24 protein-coding genes and 1 tRNA gene are annotated in these 23,326 nt (G+C 63.5%); 7 read left to right on the top strand and 18 right to left on the bottom strand.

Translation table 11 applies throughout. The features are described from left to right. Positions 1-3 precede the first annotated feature (3 nt). Complete coding sequence (locus X760_RS57030; RefSeq protein WP_023719676.1) at positions 4-861, top strand: mechanosensitive ion channel domain-containing protein; 858 nt, start codon at positions 4-6, stop codon at positions 859-861. A gap of 29 nt (positions 862-890) precedes the next feature. On the opposite strand, the gene X760_RS57035 is transcribed toward X760_RS57030, so the two are convergent. The 5 genes from X760_RS57035 to obgE all read right to left on the bottom strand — a co-directional run bounded on the left by X760_RS57035 (position 891) and on the right by obgE (position 6,578). After that, the gene (locus X760_RS57035; RefSeq protein ID WP_023719677.1) at positions 891-2,180 is read right to left on the bottom strand and encodes an MFS transporter; all 1,290 of its coding nucleotides are present in this window, start codon (positions 2,178-2,180) and stop codon (positions 891-893) included. Positions 2,181-2,252: 72 nt separating this feature from the next. Next, positions 2,253-2,840, bottom strand: a complete 588-nt coding sequence (locus X760_RS57040; protein WP_031194203.1) for a nicotinate-nucleotide adenylyltransferase — start codon at positions 2,838-2,840, stop codon at positions 2,253-2,255. Between the two features lie 249 nt (positions 2,841-3,089). Further along, positions 3,090-4,376 (bottom strand): glutamate-5-semialdehyde dehydrogenase, encoded by a 1,287-nt coding sequence (locus X760_RS57045; RefSeq protein WP_023719679.1) that lies wholly within the window; start codon positions 4,374-4,376, stop codon positions 3,090-3,092. Between the two features lie 13 nt (positions 4,377-4,389). Further along, complete coding sequence (gene proB, locus X760_RS57050; protein ID WP_023719680.1) at positions 4,390-5,544, bottom strand: glutamate 5-kinase; 1,155 nt, start codon at positions 5,542-5,544, stop codon at positions 4,390-4,392. A gap of 2 nt (positions 5,545-5,546) precedes the next feature. Further along, positions 5,547-6,578, bottom strand: coding sequence for a GTPase ObgE (obgE, locus tag X760_RS57055; protein ID WP_023719681.1), 1,032 nt, complete (start codon positions 6,576-6,578; stop codon positions 5,547-5,549). Between the two features lie 171 nt (positions 6,579-6,749). On the opposite strand from obgE, the gene X760_RS57060 reads away from it, so the two are divergent. After that, positions 6,750-7,610, top strand: coding sequence for an endonuclease/exonuclease/phosphatase (locus X760_RS57060; RefSeq protein ID WP_023719682.1), 861 nt, complete (start codon positions 6,750-6,752; stop codon positions 7,608-7,610). Positions 7,611-7,782: 172 nt separating this feature from the next. On the opposite strand, the gene X760_RS57065 is transcribed toward X760_RS57060, so the two are convergent. From X760_RS57065 to X760_RS57075, 3 genes are all read right to left on the bottom strand, one after another. Beyond that, on the bottom strand, positions 7,783-8,370 hold the full coding sequence (locus tag X760_RS57065; protein WP_023719683.1) for a GNAT family protein: 588 nt from the start codon (positions 8,368-8,370) through the stop codon (positions 7,783-7,785). Positions 8,371-8,485: 115 nt separating this feature from the next. Next, positions 8,486-8,755, bottom strand: coding sequence for a 50S ribosomal protein L27 (rpmA, locus tag X760_RS57070; RefSeq protein WP_023678077.1), 270 nt, complete (start codon positions 8,753-8,755; stop codon positions 8,486-8,488). Positions 8,756-8,853: 98 nt separating this feature from the next. Continuing rightward, the gene (locus tag X760_RS57075; RefSeq protein ID WP_023719684.1) at positions 8,854-9,561 is read right to left on the bottom strand and encodes a 50S ribosomal protein L21; all 708 of its coding nucleotides are present in this window, start codon (positions 9,559-9,561) and stop codon (positions 8,854-8,856) included. 338 nt (positions 9,562-9,899) lie between these two features. Here X760_RS57075 and X760_RS57080 point away from each other — a divergent pair. From X760_RS57080 to X760_RS57090, 3 genes are all read left to right on the top strand, one after another. Further along, a tRNA-Ser gene (locus X760_RS57080) sits at positions 9,900-9,989 on the top strand. A gap of 431 nt (positions 9,990-10,420) precedes the next feature. After that, a complete protein-coding gene (locus X760_RS57085) occupies positions 10,421-11,059 on the top strand; it encodes a DUF1326 domain-containing protein (protein WP_023719685.1) in 639 nt (212 codons plus the stop codon). Between the two features lie 60 nt (positions 11,060-11,119). Then, positions 11,120-11,917, top strand: a complete 798-nt coding sequence (locus X760_RS57090) for a DUF2182 domain-containing protein (RefSeq protein WP_245278614.1) — start codon at positions 11,120-11,122, stop codon at positions 11,915-11,917. A 129-nt stretch (positions 11,918-12,046) separates the two neighbouring features. Here the strand turns inward: X760_RS57090 and X760_RS57095 are convergent, their stop codons facing one another. Both X760_RS57095 and X760_RS57100 read right to left on the bottom strand, forming a co-directional pair. Beyond that, positions 12,047-12,622, bottom strand: a complete 576-nt coding sequence (locus tag X760_RS57095; RefSeq protein WP_023719687.1) for a DUF308 domain-containing protein — start codon at positions 12,620-12,622, stop codon at positions 12,047-12,049. 76 nt (positions 12,623-12,698) lie between these two features. After that, entirely contained in the window at positions 12,699-13,298 is a 600-nt protein-coding gene (locus X760_RS57100; RefSeq protein ID WP_023719688.1) for a TetR/AcrR family transcriptional regulator, read from the bottom strand. Positions 13,299-14,039: 741 nt separating this feature from the next. On the opposite strand from X760_RS57100, the gene X760_RS57105 reads away from it, so the two are divergent. After that, entirely contained in the window at positions 14,040-14,933 is an 894-nt protein-coding gene (locus X760_RS57105; RefSeq protein ID WP_023719689.1) for an alpha/beta hydrolase, read from the top strand. A 197-nt stretch (positions 14,934-15,130) separates the two neighbouring features. Further along, positions 15,131-15,385 carry a hypothetical protein gene (locus tag X760_RS57110; RefSeq protein WP_245278615.1) on the top strand — a complete coding sequence of 85 codons (255 nt, stop codon included), beginning with the start codon at positions 15,131-15,133 and terminating at the stop codon, positions 15,383-15,385. Positions 15,386-15,406: 21 nt separating this feature from the next. On the opposite strand, the gene recQ is transcribed toward X760_RS57110, so the two are convergent. The 8 genes from recQ to X760_RS57150 all read right to left on the bottom strand — a co-directional run bounded on the left by recQ (position 15,407) and on the right by X760_RS57150 (position 23,298). Further along, positions 15,407-17,242 (bottom strand): DNA helicase RecQ, encoded by a 1,836-nt coding sequence (recQ, locus tag X760_RS57115; protein WP_023719691.1) that lies wholly within the window; start codon positions 17,240-17,242, stop codon positions 15,407-15,409. Positions 17,243-17,604: 362 nt separating this feature from the next. Beyond that, positions 17,605-17,943: a cupin domain-containing protein gene (locus X760_RS57120; RefSeq protein ID WP_023719692.1), complete on the bottom strand. Its 339-nt coding sequence runs from the start codon at positions 17,941-17,943 to the stop codon at positions 17,605-17,607. Positions 17,944-17,967: 24 nt separating this feature from the next. Continuing rightward, positions 17,968-18,735, bottom strand: coding sequence for a 2-dehydro-3-deoxy-D-gluconate 5-dehydrogenase KduD (gene kduD, locus X760_RS57125; RefSeq protein ID WP_023719693.1), 768 nt, complete (start codon positions 18,733-18,735; stop codon positions 17,968-17,970). Continuing rightward, on the bottom strand, positions 18,732-19,589 hold the full coding sequence (kduI, locus tag X760_RS57130; RefSeq protein ID WP_023719694.1) for a 5-dehydro-4-deoxy-D-glucuronate isomerase: 858 nt from the start codon (positions 19,587-19,589) through the stop codon (positions 18,732-18,734). Before kduI ends, kduD begins: the two co-directional genes overlap by 4 nt. A gap of 28 nt (positions 19,590-19,617) precedes the next feature. Then, positions 19,618-20,394 (bottom strand): FadR/GntR family transcriptional regulator, encoded by a 777-nt coding sequence (locus X760_RS57135; RefSeq protein WP_023719695.1) that lies wholly within the window; start codon positions 20,392-20,394, stop codon positions 19,618-19,620. A 10-nt stretch (positions 20,395-20,404) separates the two neighbouring features. Beyond that, a complete protein-coding gene (locus tag X760_RS57140) occupies positions 20,405-21,685 on the bottom strand; it encodes a TRAP transporter large permease (RefSeq protein WP_023719696.1) in 1,281 nt (426 codons plus the stop codon). 4 nt (positions 21,686-21,689) lie between these two features. Then, positions 21,690-22,217, bottom strand: a complete 528-nt coding sequence (locus X760_RS57145) for a TRAP transporter small permease (protein ID WP_023719697.1) — start codon at positions 22,215-22,217, stop codon at positions 21,690-21,692. Positions 22,218-22,320: 103 nt separating this feature from the next. After that, complete coding sequence (locus X760_RS57150) at positions 22,321-23,298, bottom strand: TRAP transporter substrate-binding protein (protein ID WP_023719698.1); 978 nt, start codon at positions 23,296-23,298, stop codon at positions 22,321-22,323. Positions 23,299-23,326: the final 28 nt, after the last annotated feature.

Here is a 23,326-nt window from a genome sequence, read left to right on the forward strand (position 1 = left end):
GACATGCCGATCGATCCTCAGAACGCCCTCCTCACCGTGCAATCCGGCCTGGCGCAACTCAGCACGCTGATCGTCTCCTACTCACTTTCGGCGGTCGGCGCCGTCATCCTGCTGGTCATCGGCTACATCGTCGCCGGCCTCGCCGAGCGTTCGATCTATGCCGGCCTCGGCCACGTTCACGGCTTCGACGAAACGCTCCGCCATTTCTTCTCGCAGGTCGTCCGCTACGCCATCCTCGGGCTTGTCGTGATCATGGTTCTCGGCCAGTTCGGCGTGCAGACGGCTTCGATCATTGCCGCCATCGGTGCCGCCGGCCTGGCCATCGGTCTGGCGCTGCAAGGCACGCTGCAGAACATTGCCGCTGGCATCATGCTGCTGGCGCTGCGGCCGTTCCGCATCGGCGAATATGTCGAGGTCGGCGCCATATCCGGTACCGTCGAGGAGATCGGGCTGTTTGCAACAACGCTGAGGACGGTCGAAGGTGTATACGTGCTTGCACCTAACTCGACCCTGTGGAACCAGCCGGTCCGCAATTTCACCCGCAATGGTGTGCGCCGCGGCGACATCACGCTCAGCATCGGCTCGTGGAACGACATCGATTTCGCGCAAAAGACCATGCTCGGTGTCGCCGCCGCCGACCGGCGCGTCAGGCGGCAGCCGGCGCCGATCGCCTTTGTCGCGACTGTCGGGGACAGCACCGTCGCCATCACCTTGCGCTACTGGACGGCGGCTGCCGATTTCTTCGCCGCCCAGATCGACCTCACCAAGAGTGTCAAGCAGGCGTTCGATGCCGAAGGCCTTTCAATTCCGGCGCCGGCGCCGCAAGCGCCGCAGCCGGAGGCCTCAGCCACGCAGCAATAGAGCATTTGAAGCCAGCCCGCAGATGGCCCTCAAAGCTCTCCGCGCCCGCGCTGATCTTCGGGCGCGAAGGCGAGATCGACAGGCAACGGCGCCTGCGCCGTCATCGGCGCGAAACTGCCGGTCTCGGTGGCGGGCACGGGCCGCACCATGCCGACGCGCCAGAGAACGAACAAGCAGTAGGCGGCGGCAATGACGATTGCCACATAGATGAAGGCCTGCGTGCCATAGATGGCGGAAAGCCCGGTCACAATGCCGGGCACGACGAAGCCGGACAGCGACCAGGCAAACAAGAGCGAGCTCGACAGCGCCACCATGTCGTCCTTGCCGGCGCGGTCGCCAGCATGGGCGCTGGCCAGCGAATAGATCGATTCCGAGGCGCCGTCCCAGACCACGTAGATGACGAGCAGCGTCGCCAGAGCGCCACCGTCGAAACCCAGTGCAAACAGGCCCGCCGCGGCGGCAAGCGCCGACGCCGCGATCAGCACAAAGCGCCGGTCGGTGCGGTCGGAAATCCAGCCGAGGGGAATCTGCAGGATCAGCGTGCCGACCGGCATTGCCGAAAGCAGCAAGGCGACGTCGGCCTGACTGTAGCCTCTGGCGGTGGCATGGATTGGCGCAAAACCCGAAATCGTCATCGACAGGCCGCCGACGGCAAGCATGCCGGCAACGCCGACCGGCGAGATTCGCCAGGCGCGGCCGAGCGCCACCGACGCCGCTTGCGGGGCCGGTGGCTGCGCGAGCCGCGTCAGCCCGACGGGAAGGATCGACAGCGCGGTGAAGGCAATGCCGATCAGCGGCGCATCGGCCGCGCGGATATCGATCAACGCCAGCGTCGAATAGCCGACGCCGAGTCCGGCGACATAGGCAACGTAGAAGATAGCCATGACCCGGCCGCGGATGGCGTTTGCGACGACATCGTTCAGCCAGCTCTGCGCGACAATGAACAGGCCGCATATGGCAAAGCCGTAGAGCGCCCGTGCAGCGATCCATGGCAATGGGTGCGGCCCGGCGCCGACCGCGGCGTTGGACAGCACGATCAGCGCCGACAGTACCATGAACACGCGGGCATGGCCGACACGCCGCACCAGCGGCCCGGTCAGGATGCAGCCAGCGAGGCCGCCAGCCGAAAGGCCGGTGACGATCAGCCCCGCCCAAGTCGGATCGAAGCCCTCGGCGCCGAGCCGGACTGGGATATAGGCGAACATGAGCCCATTGCCGACGGCGATCAGCGCCATCGACAAGAGGATGCTGGCAATGGCGATCGAGGGCGCCGGCTGCCCTAGACCGTTCTTGTCCTGGTCGCGCTCGAGAATCGTCATGACCGAGGATCGCCCATCAAGCAGGTCAAGGCAGCGGCAAATGCGACATGGCTGGACTTGCCTTCCGCCCGCTCAGCCCTTTGCCACATTGCGGATCGCGCTCGACGACAGCGACGAACGCGGGCCGTGGATGAAGGTCCAGGCCGGCGCGTTCATGCGGGCGAGCCGCGGTGCGTCGCCTTCGTCGACGCGGGCATAGTCGAAAGTCTTGGCGACCACGGACGACAGGAACGACAGCGTCGCACCTGGCCGGTCGACCACCGCGATCGGGAACGTCATCACGATACGGCGCCAGCGCTGCCAGCGGTGGAAGTCGCGAAGCGAATCGGCCCCCATGATCCAGACGAAATCGACGCCGGGGTTACGCGCCTTGACCAACGCCAGCGTGTCGGCGGTGAAGCGGACGTGGTGGGCCGCCTCGAAGGCGGTGACCTTGATCTTCGGGTTCTTGGCGATCTTTTCAGACAGCTGCAGCCGCTCGGCCAGCGGCGCAAGTTCACCAGCGTTCTTGAGCGGATTGCCGGGCGTCACCATCCACCACAGCTGGTCGAGAGCAAGGCGTCTGAGTGCGATCTCGGCGACCAGCGCATGCCCGGCGTGCGGCGGATTGAACGAACCGCCAAACAGCCCGACCGCCACGCCTTTCCCGGCATGCGGCATCTTGAGGTAACGGGAGGATATGGCATGTTCGGACAAGGCAAGCATGCGTCAGGCACCCCCCTCTGCCCTGCCGGGCATCTCCCCCTCAAGGGGGGAGATTGTCAGCTTCAATGACAGCTTGAATTCTGCCCGCCCGGCAATTGGCGAAATCGCGAACGAGAGCTGATCTCCCCCCTTGAGGGGGAGATGTCCGGCAGGACAGAGGGGGGTGGCTGGGCGCAAGGCTTCAGGTTCTTTGAACACAAAGCTTCAAGGCCTCACCTGTCCCGACCCGCGTACACGATATTTGAACGACGTCAGTTGCTCGACGCCGACCGGTCCGCGGGCATGCATCTTGCCGGTGGCGATGCCGATTTCGGCGCCCATGCCGAATTCGCCGCCATCGGCAAACTGGGTCGAGGCGTTGTGCAGAAGGATCGCCGAATCGACCTCGTTGAAGAACCGGTCGACCGCTGTGGCGTCCTCGGCGACGATCGCCTCGGTGTGATGCGAGGAGAACGTCTCGATATGCTCGATCGCGCCGCCAATGCCGTCGACCAGCTTCACAGCGATGATCGCGTCGAGATATTCGGTCACCCAGTCTGCATCGGTCGCGGGCTGGGCATCGGCATAAAGCCTCAGCACCTCGGCATCGGCATGGATCTCGCATCCTGCCGCCCGTAGGGCCTCGAGGATCGGCACCAGGTGCGTGACGGCGACGGCACGGTCGACCAGCAGCGTCTCGGCAGCGCCGCACACCCCGGTGCGCCGCATCTTGGCATTGACCGCGATCTTGACCGCCATGTCGAGATCAGCCGATCGGTCGATATAGAGATGGCAGATGCCCTCGAGATGGGCGAAGACCGGCACCCGCGCCTCCTTCTGCACACGCTCGACCAGGCTGCGGCCGCCGCGCGGAATGATGACCTCGAGATTGCCGGAAAGCCCTTTCAGCATTTCGCCGACGGCGGCGCGATCGGTGGTAGGCACCAATTGTATGGCATCCTCCGGCAGCCCGGCTGCCTTCAGCCCCTCGACCAGGCAGGCATGGATCGCGGCGGAAGAATTCGCTGAATCCGAGCCGCCGCGCAGGATCACCGGATTGCCCGCCTTGAGGCAGAGCGCACCGGCATCGGCGGTCACGTTCGGCCGGCTCTCATAGATGACGCCGATGACGCCTAGCGGCGTGCGCACCCGTTCGATGTGCAACCCGTTCGGCCGGTCCCATCCAGCAATGATTTCGCCGATTGGGTCGCGCAACTCGGCGATCTCGCTGATGCCGTCTGCCATGGCGCGGATGCGGACGGGATCGAGCTTCAGCCGATCCATCGACGCTGCCGATAGGCCAGCCTCCTCGCCATTTCTGATGTCGATTGCGTTGGGGTCGAGGATATCCTGCTCATGCCGAAGGATCGCCTGAGCCATGCCGACCAGCGCCTTGTGCTTGCGCTCGGCCGCTGCGATGGCCAGCGGTCGGGCCGCGGCATGCGCGCGGCGGCCGATATCGGCCATCAGCGCGACGGTGTCATCCCGGGATTTTTCATGCAGCGTCAGCATGGCTCATCCTCCGCTATGTAACCTGGTCACCGACTACTTGCTCACCACCGGCATGGCTCACCACAAGGTCGTCGCGGTGGATCATCGCCGAACGCGCCTCGTAGCCGAGCACGGTTTCGATCTCGGTCGTCTTCAGCCCAGCGATCCTTACGGCATCGGCGGCATCATAGGCAACCAGCCCGCGCGCTATCTCGCGGCCCTCGGGCGACAGGATCGCCACCGTGTCGCCACGCGCAAAATTGCCGCTGACCAATTTGACGCCGGCCGGCAGCAGCGACTTGCCGGAGAGCAGCGCGCCGATGGCGCCGGCATCGACGGTCAGCCGGCCAGCCGGTTCGAGCTGCCCGGCGATCCAGGTCTTGTAACCTTTGACCGGGCTGCTGCTCGGCCGGAAGAAGGTGGCGCGCTCGCCGCGCTCGATTGCCAGCAGCGGCGACAGCCGCGTGCCTGATGTGATGATCATGGCGGTGCCGGCGGCGGTTGCAATCTTGCCGGCATCGAGCTTGGTGCGCATGCCGCCGCGCGACAATTCCGAAGCGGCGGCACCCGCCATCGCCTCGATGTCGGGGGTGATGCGGTCGACGATCGGAATGAACCGAGCGTGCGGGTCACGCGCAGGCGGTGCCGTGTAGAGCCCGTCAATGTCGGAGAGCAGCACCAAAAGGTCGGCGCCCATCATGGTGGCGACGCGCGCCGCCAGCCGGTCGTTATCGCCATAACGGATTTCGGAGGTGGCCACCGTATCGTTCTCGTTGATGACCGGCACCGCCTTCATCTTGAGCAGCGTCGAGATCGTCGCCCGCGCGTTGAGATAACGGCGGCGCTCTTCCGTGTCGCCGAGCGTCAACAGGATCTGGCCCGATTTCAAACCATTCTTGCCGAGCGCATCCGACCAGGCGCCGGCCAAGGCGATCTGCCCGACGGCGGCCGCCGCCTGGCTCTCCTCGAGCTTCAGCGCCCGCTTGCCGAGGCCGAGGATGGTGCGGCCAAGTGCAATCGCACCGGAAGACACAACGAGAATTTCGGCGCCGCCATTGGCCAGCACGGCGATGTCGTCGGCAAGCGAGGCCAGCCAGTCGCGCTTCAGGCCCGTCGTGCGGTCGACAAGCAGCGCCGAGCCGATCTTGACGGCAATGCGCCGATAATTTTTCAGCGATTGCGCGGCCATGGCTATGCGTTCCAGCGCGTCTCGACCGGCGCAGCGACAGCTTCGCGCGCCTCCGCCACCACAGCCATCAGCGCGCGCAACACCGCCTCGACGCCCTCGCCGGTGACCGCCGAAAGCAGCATCGGCGCGCGGCCGGCGGCGCGTTTCAGCGAGGCGGCCTTCTTTTTGCGTGCGTCGGCATCGAGTATGTCGACCTGCGAAAGAGCGACGATCTCGACCTTGTCGGTCAGCCCGTTGCCATAGGCGTCGAGTTCGGCGCGCACGGTCTTGTAGGCCTTGCCCGGATTTTCTTCCTGCGCCGAGACGAGGTGCAGAAGGACGCGCGTGCGTTCGACATGGCCGAGAAAGCGGTCACCGATGCCGACGCCTTCATGCGCGCCTTCGATCAGGCCGGGAATGTCGGCAATGACGAATTCGCGCCCGTCGATGCGGGCCACGCCAAGGCCCGGATGCAGCGTGGTGAAGGGATAGTCGGCGATCTTCGGCTTGGCCGCGGTGACGGCCGCCAGGAAGGTCGACTTGCCGGCATTGGGCAGCCCGACCAGGCCGGCATCGGCGATCAGCTTCAGCCTGAGCCAGATATTGAGCTCTTCGCCCGGCAGTCCGGGGTTGGCGCGGCGCGGCGCCTGGTTGGTCGAGGTCTTGAAATGCTGGTTGCCGAAGCCGCCATTGCCGCCCTTGGCCAACAGGAAGCGCTGGCCGACGACCGTCAGATCGCAGATCAGCGTCTCATTGTCCTCGGCAAAGACCTGTGTTCCGGCCGGCACTTTCAGCGTCACGTCGGCACCCTTGGCGCCGGTCATGTTGCGGCCCATGCCGTGCGTCCCGGTCTTGGCCTTGAAATGCTGCTGGTAGCGATAGTCGATCAGCGTGTTTAGTCCGTCGACCGCCTCCACCCAGACATCGCCGCCGCGGCCGCCGTCGCCGCCGTCCGGGCCGCCGAACTCGATGAACTTTTCGCGCCGGAACGACACCGAACCGGCGCCGCCGTCGCCGGAGCGGATGTAGACCTTGGCTTGATCGAGAAATTTCATCGGATTGTATGGTTTCTGCTATTGGCTTTGCGGGATTGCTCTAAAGCAAGGCGGGTCGAAGGGCGAGGGCCGTTTTTGCTACTGTAACGTCGCGCGTATCTCTGGACGCGTAGCATTTGGTTGACCCTTGCCGAAAATCGATCTTCGGCTTTCCAAGCGCGAGATGTCGGAATGAAGCTGGTAACTTACAATATCCACTACGGCATCGGCCTCGACGGCCGCTATGATGTCGGTCGCATCGCCGATGCGGTGCGCGGCGCCGACGTGATCGCGCTGCAGGAGGTCACCCGCGCCAACCCGAAGAATGGCGGCCGCGACATGGTGGCCGAGTTCGGCGAGGCGCTGCCCGACTATTTTGCCGTCTACGGCAGCAATTTCGAAGCCGACGCCGGATCGCGCCTGGAGAACGGCCGCGCCATCACGACCACCTTCCAGCTCGGCAACATGGTGCTGTCGAGAACGCCGATCCATCTGTCGCGCAATCTCCTTTTGCCGCGCAGCCGCAGTTTCGAGGCGATGAACTTCCAGCGCGGCGCGCTGGAGGCGCTGATCGAAACGCCGCTTGGCTTCGTCCGCTTCTATTCCACTCATCTCGACCATCGCAGCCCGGTCGAACGCCTGAGCCAGATCCGCTTTCTGCGCGAACGCCTGTTGAACTACCCGCTCGAGGGCGGTGGGCTCTCCGGCGTCGCCGAGATCGGCTTACCGGACTTGCCTTGTCCCGAAGCCTTCGTCGTCATCAACATGCTCGCCGGATCGCCGGAACACGTCGAACTCGCCGGCCAGCCTGACCATGAATTCGGCATGCCGGTGACCGCCGACCTCGCCGTCGATGCCGCCGCGCGCCTCGGCGCGGCCGGCGCCGATCTCGTCACCTGGGTCGACCCCAAGCGGCCGGGCGATGCCAGCCGCCACAAGCGCATCGACTATATCTTCACCAGCGCCTCGCTTACCAAATCGCTGAGGCGCCTGTGGGTCGACCGGCAAGCGGCCGGTTCGGATCACTTGCCGGTCTGGGTCGAGATGGCGTGACGTCAACGTTGGCCCGCAATCTTTGGCGCCGAGGTGTGTCGAGATTCAGGTCAGGCCGTGCCGAGAGTGGTGGCTTCCGAGAACCGGAGCGGAGCGTACTTAAAGTACGCGAGCACCGGAAGCGCAGGAAGCCGCCATTCGCAGGCCGGCATCACCTGAATATCGACATGCCTCAAAAATGCACCCAGTTCCTGAGGCTGGTCCAGGTCTTGCGATCGAGGCGGTAGCGCTCGACCGGCACCTGGCCGGCAACGATCGAATTCAGCATGCCCTGGCCGGCATACTGGAAGCCGCATTTGTGGATGACCCGGCGCGAGGCCGGATTGATCACCCGCGTCGAGGCGTGCAGCACCTGGATCGTGGTTCTCTGGAAGGCAAGGTCGACCAGTGCGTGCGCTGCCTCCGTCGCGTAGCCGCGTTTCCAGTACGGCTCGCCGATCCAGTAGCCGAGCTCCAGCCCGCGATCCGTGGTGTTGAGCCCGGCACAGCCGACGAAGGTCTCGGTGCCGGCCAGCGTCAACGCATAGGCGATTCCGGCCCGGCGCGATGCCGTCATGGCCAGGAAAGCGCGTGCCTCGGCCTCGCCATAGGGATGCGGCATGCGGGCCAGCATTTCCGCGACATGGCGGTTGTCGGCGAGCGCCACCAATTGCTCGATGTCGCTTTCACGCGGGGCACGCATGATCAGCCGCTCGGTCGCGAGCACCGGGCAATCTATCGCGTAACTTTCGTCGTCTGACTCTTCCGCTTCGGCAACCATGTCAGTCCTCCAGGCAAGAAAAAGGGGAGATGGAAACCCATCTCCCCTGATCCATTTCCTGGCTTGGCCAGACACCGGTCCCGAGATGGGTGCCGGTGTTCTCTTGCGGAACCGGCTACTCCGCTGCCTTCGTCATCGGGTTCACCGATACGTAGGTTCGGCCATTGGCTTTTTTGTTGAAGGTGACTGCGCCAGCTTCGAGCGCAAACAGCGTGTGGTCCGTGCCAATGCCGACATTGGTGCCGGGATGCCACGTCGTGCCACGCTGACGAATGATGATGTTGCCCGGAATCACGGCTTCGCCGCCGAACTTCTTCACGCCGAGCCGCTTGGAATGGGAGTCGCGACCATTGCGCGATGATCCGCCAGCTTTCTTGTGTGCCATCTAACTACTCCGATGCGCCGCGAGGCGCCTAAAAGGTCTTATGAACGCGTTCGCGTTCCGTTTCAAGTCCGATCCGGCGACGATTGCGCCGGTTCGTTCTACTTCTTCGCCAATTCCTTTGCCTGCTCGCGCCAGTCCTTGATCTGGTCGGCGCTGAACGGCATGTGCTCGTCGATCTTGGCGACATCCTTGTCGGACAGCTTGGCGATCTGGGCGAAGGTGGTGATGCCCTGTTCGTTGAGCTGGCCGGCGGCAACCGGGCCGATGCCCTTGATCACCGTCAGATCGTCCGGCTCGCCCTTCGGCGCCTTGAACAACGGCGCGGCGGCTTCGGCAGCCTTGTCCTCGGTCGTCTCGGCCTTGGCTTCCTTCTTCGGCGGAGCCTCTGCCTTGGCTGCGGCCTTCGGCTCAGCTTCAGCCTTCGCCTCGGTCTTGGCGGCAACCTCTGCCTTCGCTTCGGTCTTGGCGGCGGTCTTCTTCGCCGGCTTGGCGCCACCCAGCAGGATCTCGGCGATCCTGACAGTGGTCAAAAGCTGGCGATGGCCGATCTTGCGGCGCGAATTCTGCCGGCGACGCTTCTTGAAGGCGATGACCGTGCGGTTCTTGCCCTGCTCGACGACTTCGGCGGTGACCATCGCACCATCGACGAACGGCGCGCCGAACGTGACGTTCTCGCCTTCGCCATGCGCGAGCACATTGCCGATTTCGACGATGTCGCCGACATTGGCTTCGAGTTTTTCGATCTTCAGGAGATCGTTGGCGGCAACGCGATACTGCTTGCCGCCCGTTTTGATGACTGCGAACATTTTTTGCCTTTCGCTGTTCGGTCGGCCTTGATGAACCGCCTGAGGCGGTTCGGCCGTCTTTTTGTCAGTCTGCGGGTTCAAAAAACAAGCGGCGCGGAAGATCCCTCCACGCCGATTGCGCGCTGTCCCTAACCGAAGGTTCGGCTTGAGTCAAGGCAAGCGCCGCGGGCAAGCTGCGAATGGGCTGAGCCCAGTCCGGCAAACATGGAACATCGGGCACCGCAGCTTTGAACGCAGCACGGACGGGAACCTGCGGCGCCGGGGCAGATTGGCCCTTGTAACCTGCCTGTCCAGCCGTTATCTAGTGCGCCGCGCCGGCAACGGCGGACCATGACCGCGGAGAGGTGGCAGAGTGGTCGAATGCACCGCACTCGAAATGCGGCATGGGTGCAAGCCCATCGGGGGTTCGAATCCCTCCCTCTCCGCCAGTGATCCTAATTTCATTTTTTTGATTTGGCCTGCCGAACTCAGCCATAAATGCTCGTGAAGCCGCGGAGCTCAATTGCAGCCCGGCGTTAACCCTTGGCCCACTAGGTCGTTGACCAAGCAACCGAGCGGTGTTGCGGAAGGTTGTCGGTTCGCAATGTGGGTCAAGCGAGCGTCAGCTGGATCGTGTATTTGGTGATCGACCCGTCGCGAACCTACCCACGACCTCATCGAGCACATGGAACGGAGCAAGAAACCACTTTCGTGGTCGCATTGGATGGTGGCTGGGTTCCGTCGCGAGCAGTTGCTGATCAACGCGGTGACTTGTGTCTGGGGCGTCAAGTCCACCAAAAATCAGCGAGTGATGCACTAACTGCTGGAGTGCGCCCCGCCTTCGACGTATAAATGGCGCTACATTCCGGGAGGAAGAGCCATGAATGCAGTGCCTCAATGGCGGCTTGCAGGCGACTGGTTCGACATCTGCAGCTGCGATATCCCTTGCCCTTGCGAGTTCGCCCAGCGGCCGACCGGCAATCACTGCCAGGGCGTGCTCGCCTGGCATGTACGCGAGGGTCAGTATGGCGACGTGAAGCTCGACGGCCTGTCGCTGGTGGCGCTCGGCGAGTTCGAAGGCAATCTATGGGCCGGCGAGGCAAAGGCCGTGATGGGCATGTACCTCGACGAGAAGGCGAACGAGCGGCAACGTGAAGCCCTGCAGGCGATCTTCGGCGGGCAGGCTGGCGGCTGGCCGGCGGGTTTTGCCGCCAACATCGGCGAGATGCGTGGCATGGAGTTCGTGCCGATCACTTTCGAGGTGGCGGGCGACCTTGCCACCTGGCGGGTCGAGATTCCTGGCCTCGTCGTCGGGCATGCGGAAGCGCTTTCAGGTCCCACAACACCACCCGGCAAGCGGGTGCAGACGATCAACCCGCCGGGCTCGGAGGTCGGCCCGGGCCAGGTTGCCACCTGGGGGCGTTCGGTCGAGGTGAGCACCAAAGGCTTCGGGCTCGACTGGACGGGCACGGCGCGCTCGAGCAAACACATTCCGTTCGACTGGACCGGCCCGAACTAGGACGTGCCGATGCCTGACGCGTTCCCCGGGAAATCGTCGCGGCTCCGGAATTTGCGTGGCATGCCGCTCGGTGTTCTCGCATCGCTCGTCGTGCTAACAGCGGCGGCGTGGGCGCTGACCCTCAGCATGGATATGCCTATGGGCATTGCGGTGCGCGGCGGGATGGAGGGTATGGAAGGCATGGCCGGCATGGCGATGGCAGGAATTGCCGCCGACGGCTGGTCACTTGCCGGCGCCGCCGCCTTTCTTGCTGTATGGACGGTGATGATGGCTGCCATGATGCTGCCGGCGGCCGCGCCCATGATCTTTATGTTCGCGGCGGCGCAGGCCAGGCGCGAACAGCACGTTGCCATCCCGACGTGGATATTCGTCGCGGGTTACATGCTCGTCTGGGCGGCGGCGGGCCTTCTCGTGTATGTCCTGGTCCAGTTCGGAAGCGAGTTTGCCACCAGCCTCGATCCGCCTCAGCGTTCGAAATGGGCGCCGCTCGCGCTCGGTATCACGCTTGGCGTCGCCGGACTCTACCAATTCACGACCCTCAAGCACATTTGCCTCAGCCATTGCCGTTCGCCGCTCGCTTTCGTTGCGCAGCATTGGCGCGACGGGCGGGTTGGCGCACTCGAGATGGGGCTGCGGCACGGGCTCTATTGCTTTGGTTGCTGCTGGGCGCTGTTTGCCGTGCTGGTCGCGGTGGGCATCATGAGCGTCGCCTGGATGCTGCTGTTGACGCTGGTCGTCTTCGTCGAGAAGCTGCTGCAGCGCGGCCGCCGCTTCGAAGTTGCTTTGGGCATTGCGCTGATGGCCCTCGGGATCGCTGTATCGTTCGGCGCGATCGAGATGCCTTGGATGAGCGGCTAGCCCCCAGCCGGGTGGTCAAATTCCAAACATATCGGTCCTTAAGGATAAGGGCGGGTCGTTGTGTTTGGCGAACCGATACTAGCAGCTGGCAGCCCTCTGATCGGGTCGGTGATGGCTCAAGATGGCAGACTATGCAGCCTTCCGCCGCAATTGGCTCACACTCAGCCACACCGCCGAAACCAGGAAGTAGAGGGCGCCTACTGCGGCATAGCCGGCCACGTTGGTGATGGATGGCGGCATCGGCATCCGCGCCTGCGCGATGAAAAACGTGCCTGCCAGTGCTGATTGCCCTCCGCTCAGGATCATCGCCCACTGCGCGCCAGAGCTCTTCCAACGGCGGACCGCGGTGCCGAGTTGAAGCAGGCCAGACAGGATCGCCCATAGGCCGAACACCCCGAGCACCCAATTCATGCTCATCTTCAGCGCAACAACGACCGCGAGCGTTGTCGCCACACTGACCACGACGTTGATGGTCTGGGTGCGATTCTGTCCCAATCCTCCGCTGCGCGATGCGTCGACAAAATTGGCGAGGGCATCCCATGCAGGATAAGCCACGAGCAAAACCGCCGCCGCCACCCCGGAATTCTGTCCCACTGTAAAGGCAGCCGCCACCCAGACAGCCGAGACCGCCGTCCGTGCGAAGTAATAGAGCTTGAGCCATTGTTCCTGGCTGGCGCGGGAAAGATCGCTATTGTGAACCGTCATTGGATGTCCTTTCGACTAGTAGGTAGGGCTCTCGACGAACGTCGCAGAGCCGTTACGGCTATGGTTAGTTGAGATCTTAGGATTGTATCTGGAGGGAACGCGGAGCGAGCCGCTCCAGGAGCGGGCGTGTCACGACGGCGAATATCTTCGGATCGCCATAGGCCCGTGCCGAAAGCATCGCGCCGTGGACAGTCGCCATGAACGCTTCAGCCTCGGCACGAGGGGTACCCATCAGTTGGAATCGGCCGAGCCGCGCACCGCGCTCCAGCACGGATGTCAGCCAAGCCGACAGGGAGCGGAAATGCGCCCGGACCTCAAGGCCAACTTCCTCGGGCAGCACGGGGAGTTCGCTTGCCAACAGCGCGCAGATACAAAACGGAGCGCTGGCATCCGCGATGCAGACTTCCCAATAGCCAGCGTAGTCCTGAAGCTGTTCGAGCGGATCGGAGACCTGAAGTTCGAGATTCGCCATCCCCGCTTCAGCTTCTTCCCGATACCGCGCAACCAGCGTTCGGACCAGATCGACCTTGCTTGGGAAATGGTGATGGATGCTCGCCTTACGAATCCCGACCACATCAGCGATGTCGGCATAACTGAAACCGTTGTAGCCGCCAGCGACGATCAGAGAACGCGCACAAGCCAGGATGTCGTCGGAGGTAGTAGACACGTTGCCCATGCCGCTACCTACCTTCTGGTAGGATGGCAGTCAAGCCCTCTTGCAACGCAACGACCAAAGCGAGAGCAGTAGCGTGGAATTGGGTGGCTATGGCGCAGACGTCATTCGATGTTCCTTGTGTCTCGGCCGCCATCAATTCAAAAAAGCGTCCGGTGTTTGTCGATCGAAGTAGCCGTCCCACTTCGACGAGAAGGCAACACCCTCCGGCCGACCGGACCACCGCTAATCGCCGCGCGGCACTAGGCGTTTGCACCGACTGCGCTATCTCCCCATCGTTAGCCTTGTTCTATCGCTGGTTGAAGATTGGGAGGTTTCCATGGATCGGCGACTATTTTTGACAGGAATGTTTGGCATTGCCGGGGCCGCGGCCCTTGCAAGCACGGTTCGGCCAATCAACGCAGTGGCCGGCGTTCCAACTGCCAGAAACGGCATTCTCGATGAACTCGAGGCGCCGGACGTCGAGACCTTCGACGACGATACTCAAGCAGAGTTGCAACCAGTCTATCATCGCCGGTGGCACCGGCCGCGCCGGCGCCGCCGGCGTGCTTGGAGAAGGGTCTGTCGCGTTTACTGGCGGAATGGCTATCGGCGCAGGCGGTGCTTCCGCAGGCGCGTCTGGGTCTGGTTTCGATTCTAGCAATTGGCCGGCTTGAACCCTGGCCATCGCGGCCGGGGTTTTCGCCTCAGGCGACCGTTAGCGCCCTTAGAGAGTTTGTCTGACGGCGCCGGAGGAGGCTGACGGTGTTTGCAGGTTTCAGAGCCACCAGCTTGCGACTGGACTATACGACCATTTTCGCAAGGGTCGGTGGCACCGGTCCGCCGCTGCTGCTTCTTCACGGTTTTCCAGAGACGCATCTGATGTGGAGGGATATCGCCGCAGCCTTGGCGCCCCGCTTCACGGTGGTCGCCGCCGACCTTCGAGGCTATGGCCAAAGCGGATGCCCGGTTTCCTCTGCCGATCATAGCCAATACGCCAAGCGCGCCATGGCCGGCGACATGGTTCAAGCCATGAAGCAACTGGGGTTTGAGCGGTTCATGGTTGCCGGGCATGATCGCGGCGGGCGGGTTGCCTATCGCCTGGCGCTCGACCATCCCGACAAAGTGCTCAAAATCGCCGTCCTCGACATCGTCCCCACCGCCGCAACATGGGATCGGGCGGATGCCAGACTGGCGCTCGGCTTCTGGCCCTGGAGCCTGCTTGCCCAGCCGGAGCCCCTGCCGGAACGTCTGATCGGCGCGGCTCCCGATGCAGTCGTCGACGATGCAATAACGCAATGGGGATCGTCGACGAAAATGGTCTCCAAAGAGGTCAGGGACGCCTATGTTGATGCGCTTCGCGATCCCGCGCATATTCATGCGATCTGCGAAGAGTATCGCGCCGCTGCGACGATCGATCGTGAACATGACGCGCTGAACCAGGCAAACGGTCGTCGCATCGAGTGCCCGCTAATGGCGCTATGGAGTGGCGAAGGCGCCCTGGAGAACTGGTATGCGCAAGAAGGCGGGCCGCTGGCTATCTGGAGGAAATGGGCTGACAGAGTGGAAGGACGCGCTGTCCAAGGCGGGCACTTTTTCCCAGAAGAGCACCCCGACACGATAGCAGCGGTTCTCTCGGAATTCTTCGAGGACAAATAGGACGGTCAGGACAGAGGGTTGTAGAGGTCACATGCTTCAGTTACGCGGAACCTCGGGAGTGCTTAGCGGCCCGAGGTCGAGAATCCTCCGATATTCGTCTGTCCGGCATCAACGTGCTTGATAAGAGAATGAAGCCGATCTCCACGGCCACGCCTGTGATATGCAGCCTGATGTTTGTCGGAAGTTGTGCATCGCCTTTGCCTGCATCCTTTGATGCTGCGAAATACGACAAGATGAGTTGCGTCGAGCTCAACGTGGCGATCGGCACGGTCGCTGACGAGATGTCGGCAACAGCCATCGCTCGCGGCAAAGTCGTCCACACCAACATTCCGGACTGGCTGTGGGGAGGGCAGCGTGTCGCCTCGACCGTCGCTGCCCGCCAAAGCGCGAAGATCGAGCGCTTGCGGCAGCAGGAGGCTGCGATTGCAGCGGCGAGACGAAGCAGGTGCTGATTGCGTCGCTGGAGTGGGTCTTCAACCCGAGAGACCGGACTGATGCGCAGCGATCGCGCCGAGGAATATCTCGCCGAAATCCTTGAGCTTGGCGGCGCCGACGCCGTTGACCGCGGCGAAGGCGTCCAGATCACGCGGGCAGCGTTCAGCCATATCGATCAGCGTACGATCCGAAAAGATCACGAAGGCCGGCACTTGGCGTTCCCGGGCAAGACGCAGCCGTACCGCCTTGAGCGCGGCCAGCAGCGCCGAATCCAGACCTTCCGTGCCTGCTGCGGTATCCACAGGACGTATCTTGCCTCGCGATGACTGGCGCGCGTCCACGCGATACCGGAATGAAGCCTCGCCCCGGGCGAGTTCACGGCCTTTCTCGGCGACGGCGAGGCCGCCATGGCCGGCTGAGTCCAATGTCAGGAACCCTCCCGCGACGAGTTGGCGAAGCAGCGACAGCAAGAGACTCTTCTTATGCGCCACACCGGTGCCGAAGCTGGCAAGCCTGTGGTGGTTCCTGGCCAGGACCTTCTCGGTCTCATGGCCGAGCAGGACATCGACAACGTGGGCAGCGCCAAAGCGCTCGCCGGTCTGTGTGATCGCTGCCAGGATGATCCGCGCCTCGGCGTCGCCATCCGCATGCGGCGCCTGGTCGAGGCAGTTGTCGCAATTGCCGCAAGGCGAAGCACTTTCGCCGAAATAGCCAAGCAGGATCTGGCGGCGGCACTGCGCCGTCTCGCAATAGCCGATCAACGTATCGAGCCGGCCATGCGCGCGCCTCTTGTGCTCCGCCGGTGCGCCCTCGTCGTCGATGAAAAGCCGGCGCATACGGATGTCGCCGAGACCGAAGAGCATATGCGCCTCGGCCGCCCGCCCGTCGCGGCCCGCCCGCCCGATTTCCTGATAGTAGGCTTCCAAGCTGCCCGGCAGGTCGGTGTGGAAGACATAGGCGACGTCCGGCTTGTCGATCCCCATGCCGAAGGCGATGGTCGCCAACATCACCACCCCGGACAAGGTCATGAAAGCGTTTTGATTCGCTTCACGCGCGTCCTTGCTCATGCCGGCATGATAGGCGAGCGCGCGTACGCCGTTCCGCTCGAGGAACGCCGCCATCTCTTCGGTCTTTTTGCGCGACAGGCAATAGACGATCCCGCTTCGGCCGGCATGGCGCTGCACGAAATTCAGCAATTGGCGCTTGCTGTCCTGCTTGGGCTCGATGCTTAGCTTGATGTTCGGTCGGTCGAAGCCGAGCACCACGGTATCGACGCGCCCGTCGAACAGTTGCGCGGCAATGTCGGTGCGCGTCGTCTCGTCCGCAGTCGCCGTCAGCGCAATGATCGGCACATCGGGGAAGATGCCGCGCAGCCGCGACAATTCTTCGTATTCGCGCCGGAACGCCGGTCCCCATTGCGAGATGCAATGTGCCTCGTCGATGGCGATCAGCCGGACATCGAGCTTGGTCAACGCCTCGAGCATCCGCGGGGTCATCAGCCGCTCCGGCGCAAGATAGAGCAGCCGTGTCTGCCCTGCCGCGACGCGGCGCCATGCAGCGACATTGGCATCGCGATCGAGCGAGGAATTGATCGTATCGGCCGCCACACCGGCAAGGCGCAATGCGGCGACCTGGTCCTGCATCAGCGCTACCAGCGGCGAAACGACAATGGTGAGCCCGCCCAGCACCAGCGCCGGGACCTGGTAGCAGAGCGATTTGCCCGCACCCGTCGGCATGACGGCCAGTACATGATGCCCGGCCAGCAGCGCCTCCATCACGGCCGCCTGGCCGAGACGAAAATCATCGAAGCCGAAGACATCCTTCAGGACGCGCCGCTTGGAATCCTCTGCCGGCATGCTCGCCGCAATCTGCATTACAGAACTTTCGCGGATACGACCTGCCGAAATTCCCCGGCGAATCGCCGGGTGATTGCCTGGACAGCAGATTCGAACATTTATCGACCCCTCTGGTCCTGTCCTCGGCACCGCCTGAAGCGAACTTCTCTCTCATTGGCCGATATCAGACCGTCGTTCCAGCCCCTATTCGCCTTGGCTGTGAATATCGCGCCGCCTCGGAGCGGTTAATCCTATCTTCACCATCATTCGGCAGGTTCAGGTTCTGCGGTGATGTTTTGAGTACCGCGGCGCCACAAGCGCCCAGGCAACACGCCCGCGTCTCTCCGGAGGCGCGGGTTTTTCGTTCCGAGAACTGACAGCCTGATCTTCGGGCCCGCAGCTCAGTCGAGGAAATCGGCGCGGGGCGGCGTAAAGTTGTCGACCAGTCGTCCCGCCTCCAGTGCCTTGACGCCATGGACCAGGTTGGAAGGAACGATGAAGCTGCTTCCGGTTTCCAAGATCTCGGTCCTGCCGTCGATGGTGACCTCGAAGCGGCCTTCGGCGACGTAGCTCGCCTGGACATGCGGATGCGAATGCAGCGCGCCGACGCCGCCCTTGTCGAAGGCGAACTCGACCATCATCAGTTCGTCCGTGTGCAGGAGCACGCGCCTGCGGTTGCCATCCGGCGTCGGCGTCCACGCACCCTCGCCGGCATGCGAGAAGATCTTGGTTCCGGTCATCGCCAAACTCTCATCTTTTGTTGTTCATCGCGCCAGCCAGCCACCGTCCACCGGCATCACCGCGCCGTGCATATAGTTCGACGCCGGCGCCAGCAGGAAGACGGCTGCGTCGCCGATGTCTTCCGGCGCGCCCCAGCGCCCGGCCGGAATGCGCGCCAGGATCGAAGCGCTGCGGTCGGGATCGGCACGCAGCGCCTCGGTGTTGTTGGTCTCGATATAGCCTGGCGCAATGCCGTTGACGTTGATGCCCTTTGCCGCCCATTCGCAGGCGAGCAGTCGGGTGATGCCGAGCACGCCATGTTTGGAGGCGGTGTAGGAGGCGACGCGGATGCCACCCTGAAAACTCAGCACCGAAGCGATGTTGACGATCTTGCCACGCCGTCCCGGGTCGGCAAGCACGCGCCTGGCAAAACTCTGGCTGAGGAAGAACACCGTCTTGAGGTTGACGCCGATGACGTCGTCCCAGTCGGCTTCGGTCAAGTCGACCGCATCGGCACGCCGGATGATGCCGGCATTGTTCACCAGGCCGTCGAGCGGCCCCGTATCGTCCCAGACGCGGTCAAGCATCGCCTGGGCGGCGGCATCATCGCCAAGGTCGCAGCGGACCGCCTCGAAGCGTCCGCCGGCCGCCGCAATCTTCTCCGCCGTCTCGTCCATCGCCGAGCGACCGACGCCGACGACCGCGCCGCCGGCACGCGCGATCGACACGGCGATGCCCTGGCCGATGCCGGTATTGGCGCCGGTGACGAGGATACGCTTGCCGGCAAGGCTGAAGGCCGAGGGGTCGCTCACTTGAGCTCCTCCATCGCCACCAGGTCGACATCGGTATAGTCGACATTGTCGCCGGCCATCGCCCAGATGAAGGCGTAGTTCGAGGTGCCGGCGCCCGAATGGATCGACCATCCCGGCGACAGCACCGCCTCCTCGTTGCGCACGACGAGATGACGCGTTTCGTCCGGTTCGCCCATGAAGTGAAACACCCGCGCCGTCTCCGGCAGGTCGAAATAGAGATAGGCCTCCATGCGCCGGTCATGCACATGGCACGGCATGGTGTTCCAGACCGAACCGGGGGCAAGCTGGGTCATGCCGACGACCAGCTGACAGGTCTTCACGCCGTCGGCATGGATGAACTGAAAGATCGAGCGCTCGTTGGAGGTCGCCTGGCTGCCGAGATCGAGCCGCTTGGCATCGCCGATGCGGATCAGCCGGTTGGGATGGCTCTGATGCGCCGGCGCGCTTAGCAGGTAGAACTTAGCCGGCTCAGCCGGATTGGTCGCAGCGAACGACACCTCATCGGTGCCCATGCCTAGATAGAGCATGTCGCGCGCCTGCAGCTCGTAGGATTGGCCGCTGGCTTTCACGACGCCTGCACCGGCGATGTTGACGATGATCATCTCGCGGCGGTCGAGAAAATTCTTGGTCCCGGTTGGCTTGATCGCCTGCAGCGGCAGCGGCGCGCCGGCGGGCATGGCACCGCCGACGATCATGCGGTCGTAATGGGTGTAGGTCAGGCTGATACGGCCGGGCTGGAACAAGTCCTCGATCAGAAAATTGTGACGCAGTTCGTCCGTGCCCATCGCCGCGGCAGAAACAGGATCGATGGCAAAGCGCGAGGTGAAATCCGTATGATTGTCAGTGTGATTCATTGCTGTCCCATGGAGCTGCCTCAATTGCTTATTCAGTTGCCGCGGCCTTGACCGAGTCGGCATAAAACACCTGACGCGCGTGCAGGCGTTCGCGATAGCGCTGCTGGCTGGCACCGAGATGCGCGCGCATCGCCTCCCGTGCCGCCTCGGCATCGCCTGCCGAGATGGCATTAAGGATCATCAGGTGTTCGCGCTGCAGGCCGCGCTGGTAGGCGTCGGACTGCGCGAATTCGGTCGACCAGGGCGAGGTCACATCGCAAGGGATGGCGCGCCGGCCGAGCACATCGAGCATCTCGACATAGAACGGATTGTTGGTGGCGCTGGCGATTGCGCGGTGGAAGGCGAGGTCGGCCGGTCCCGTCGGCTCGCTGTTGAGGAGCAGCCGTTCGAACTCGAAGAAGGCTTCCTGGATCGCCGCTTCCTGTGCGGCGTTATGGCGGAGGGCGGCGAGCCCGGCGGATTCGATCTCGATCGCCAACCTGACTTCGAGCACGTTGAGGGCAATTGAATCCTTGCTGCCCATCTCCGCTGCCAGAGCCCCGAACGCTGTCGAGATATGCTCGGTGACAAAGACGCCGGCGCCTTGGCGCGGCTCGACCAGGCCGTCCGCGGCAAGCTTGGCCAGCGCCTCGCGTATCACGGTGCGGCTGACCCCGAAGGTTTCAGTCAACTGGCCCTCGGTCGGCAGCTTTTGCCCAGGCTGGATCTCGCCCGCCTGCAACTGCTTGCGGATCGCGGCGACGACGGTTTCCGAAAGCTTCGGTCTTCGTTCGACGCGGAGCCCGACTGCGGTGTCCGATGCCATGTCGCAACCCCTATTTGAAGACGCTCGGCAGCCATAGCGAAATGGCTGGAATGTAAGTGACGAGCGCCAGCACCACGAGGCCTGCGCCATAGAACGGCCAGATCGAGCGCATCGATTCCCAGACGGATATCTTGCCCACTGCGCACGCCACGAACTGCACTGCGCCCACCGGCGGCGTGTTCAGCCCGATGCCGAAATTGAGGATCATGATGACGCCGAAATGCACCGGATCGACGCCGTAGGCCTGCGCCACGGGCAGGAAGATCGGCGTGCAAATGATGATCGTCGGCCCCATGTCCATGAACGTGCCGAGGAACAGCATCAAGAGGTTGAGCAGCAGAAGCACGACCAGCGGATCGTCCGAGATCGCGTTCATGGAGGCTATCAGCGCTGCCGGTACTTTCAGGAAGGCCATCAGCCACGAGAATGCCGCCGCCATGCCGATGATAAGCAGCACCATGGCCGTGGTGCGCACGGCGCCATGGGTGGCATGAACGAACCCTTCCCAGGTCATCTGCCGGTAAACGAAGACGGTCACGAGCAGCGCATAGATGACGGCGATACAGGAACTCTCGGTGGCCGTGAAGACGCCCGATCGTACGCCGCCGAAGATGATCGCGATCAGCAGCAGGCCGGGCACCGCGACGGCGAAAAGATGCGCGACCGCGGTGAAGCCCGGAAACGGCTCGGTCGGATAGCCGCGGGAGCGCGCCACGAAATAAGCGGTGACCATCAGTGACAGGGCCAGCAGCAGGCCCGGGATGATGCCGGCCGTGAACAGATCGGCGATGGAGATCTTTCCGCCTGCCGAGATCGCGTAGATGATCATGTTGTGCGACGGCGGCAGCAGCAGCGCGATCAGCGCCGCCATCGACGTGACGTTGACGGCGTAGTCCGCTCCATATCCACGCGCCTTCATCTGCGGGATCATCAGGCCGCCCACCGCGGCTGCCTCCGCCACCGCGGAGCCCGAAATGCCGCCGAATAGTGTAGCGGTCGCGATGTTGACCTGCCCGAGGCCGCCGCGCAAATGGCCGACGAGCGAGCCGGCGAAGGCAACGATCTTGCTGGCGATGCCGCCGCGCACCATCAAGTCGCCGGCGTAGATGAAAAACGGAATGGCCAGCAGCGAAAAGACGCTCATGCCGGAATTCAGGCGCTGGAAGACGATCAGCGGCGGCAGGCCCATATAGAGGACGGTGGCCAGGCTTGCGACGCCGAGGCAGAAAGCGATCGGCGTGCCGATAAGCATCAGCAGGGTGAAGACGCCGAAGAGAATCCACAGTTCCATGGCGTCAGACCTTCACGTTGGCGGTGTCGAGTTCGGCTGCGACTTCGGCCGGCGGCAATTCATCGAGGGCATCGTCGATCGGCGCGCCGGAGAGGCGAAGCACGATGCGCTCCAGCGTGAAGAGCACGATGAGCGCGCCTCCCGCGACAAGCGGGACATAGTCCCAGCCCCCCGATATGCCGAGTGACGGCAAGACAGAGCCCCAGGTCAATGCGACCAGCTGGCTGCCATACCAGATCATGCCGATGCCGAAGGCGAGCGCGACGAGGTCCGAAATCATCCGCAGCCAGCGCTTGCCGCCTTTTGGCAGCACGTAGAGCAGGACGTCGAAGCCGAGATGATAGTTCTCGCGCACGCCGACGGCAGCGCCGAGGAAAATGAACCAGCTCATCAGCATCACCGAGCCCGGCTCGGTCCAGCTCGGCGAACGATTCAGAACATAGCGGCCGAACACTTGCCAGGCGACGAAGGCGGTCATCAGCACCAGCCCGATGCCGGCGATCGACAGCGCCGCCGTGCTGACGCGCGACATCACTTGCGCGACGCCGGACAGGAGCGGTCTTGGTTTTAGGCTGGAAGTCACCGGTTTTCTCCGCAAGAGGACGGCGGCGCGGGATGTCCGCGCCGCCGCTTGATCACTGCACGGCCTTGATGGCTTCGACCATGGCCTTCAGCTTGTCGTCCTTGACGTGCTTCTCGTAGACCGGGCCCATCGCGTCGATGAAGGGCTGCTTATCCGGCGTCGTGATCTGCGAACCGGCCGCCTCGACCTTGGCGCGCGATTCCTTGACCTTGGCGGTCCACAGCTCGCGCTGCTTGGCGACGCTCTCCTTGGCGGCCGCTTTGAAGATCGCCTGGTCTTCCGGCGTCAGCTTGTCCCAGCTCGACTTCGCCATGACGAAGGCTTCCGGCACCATCGTGTGCTCGTCGAGCGAATAGTATTTGGCGACTTCCGCGTGCTTGGCGGTGTCGTAGCTCGGAAAATTGTTCTCCGCACCGTCGATCACCCCGGTCTCGATCGCCGAATACACCTCGCCATACGGCATCGGCGTCGCGTTGGCGCCGAGTGCCGCCACCATATCGACGAAGATGTCGGACTGGATGACGCGGAACTTCATGCCGGCCATGTCGGCTACAGTGTTGATCGGCTTCTTCGAATTGTAGAAGGAGCGCGAGCCGCCATCGTAAAAGGCGAGCAGCACCAGCCCGACCTGGTCGAACGCCGCCGCGATCTGGTCGCCGATCGCCCCGTCCATGACCTTGTGCATATGGTCTTCCGAACGGAAGATGTAGGGCAGCGAGGGTACGGTGGTCTCCGGGATGAGCCCGTTGAACGGCGCCATCGAGACGCGGTTGAGATCGATCACGCCGGTGCGCACCTGCTCGATCGTGTCCTTTTCCTCGCCGAGTTGCGCGGAAGGATAGAGTTCGACCACATAGCGGCCGGCCGTGCGCTCTTTCACGAGCTCGCCGAAATATTTGACCGCCTCGACCGTCGGATAGCCGTCCGGGTGTGTGTCAGACGAGCGCAGGACCGTCTGGGCGCTTGCCGTTCCGGCCAGCAGTGCGGCGGCAAGTAGCGTAGCTCCCGCCCGTCTTGAAAAATGCAGCATTGGTTTCCTCCCGTTTGAACGATGGCGG

Source organism: Mesorhizobium sp. LSHC420B00, assembly GCF_000503055.1.
Taxonomy (GTDB): domain Bacteria; phylum Pseudomonadota; class Alphaproteobacteria; order Rhizobiales; family Rhizobiaceae; genus Mesorhizobium.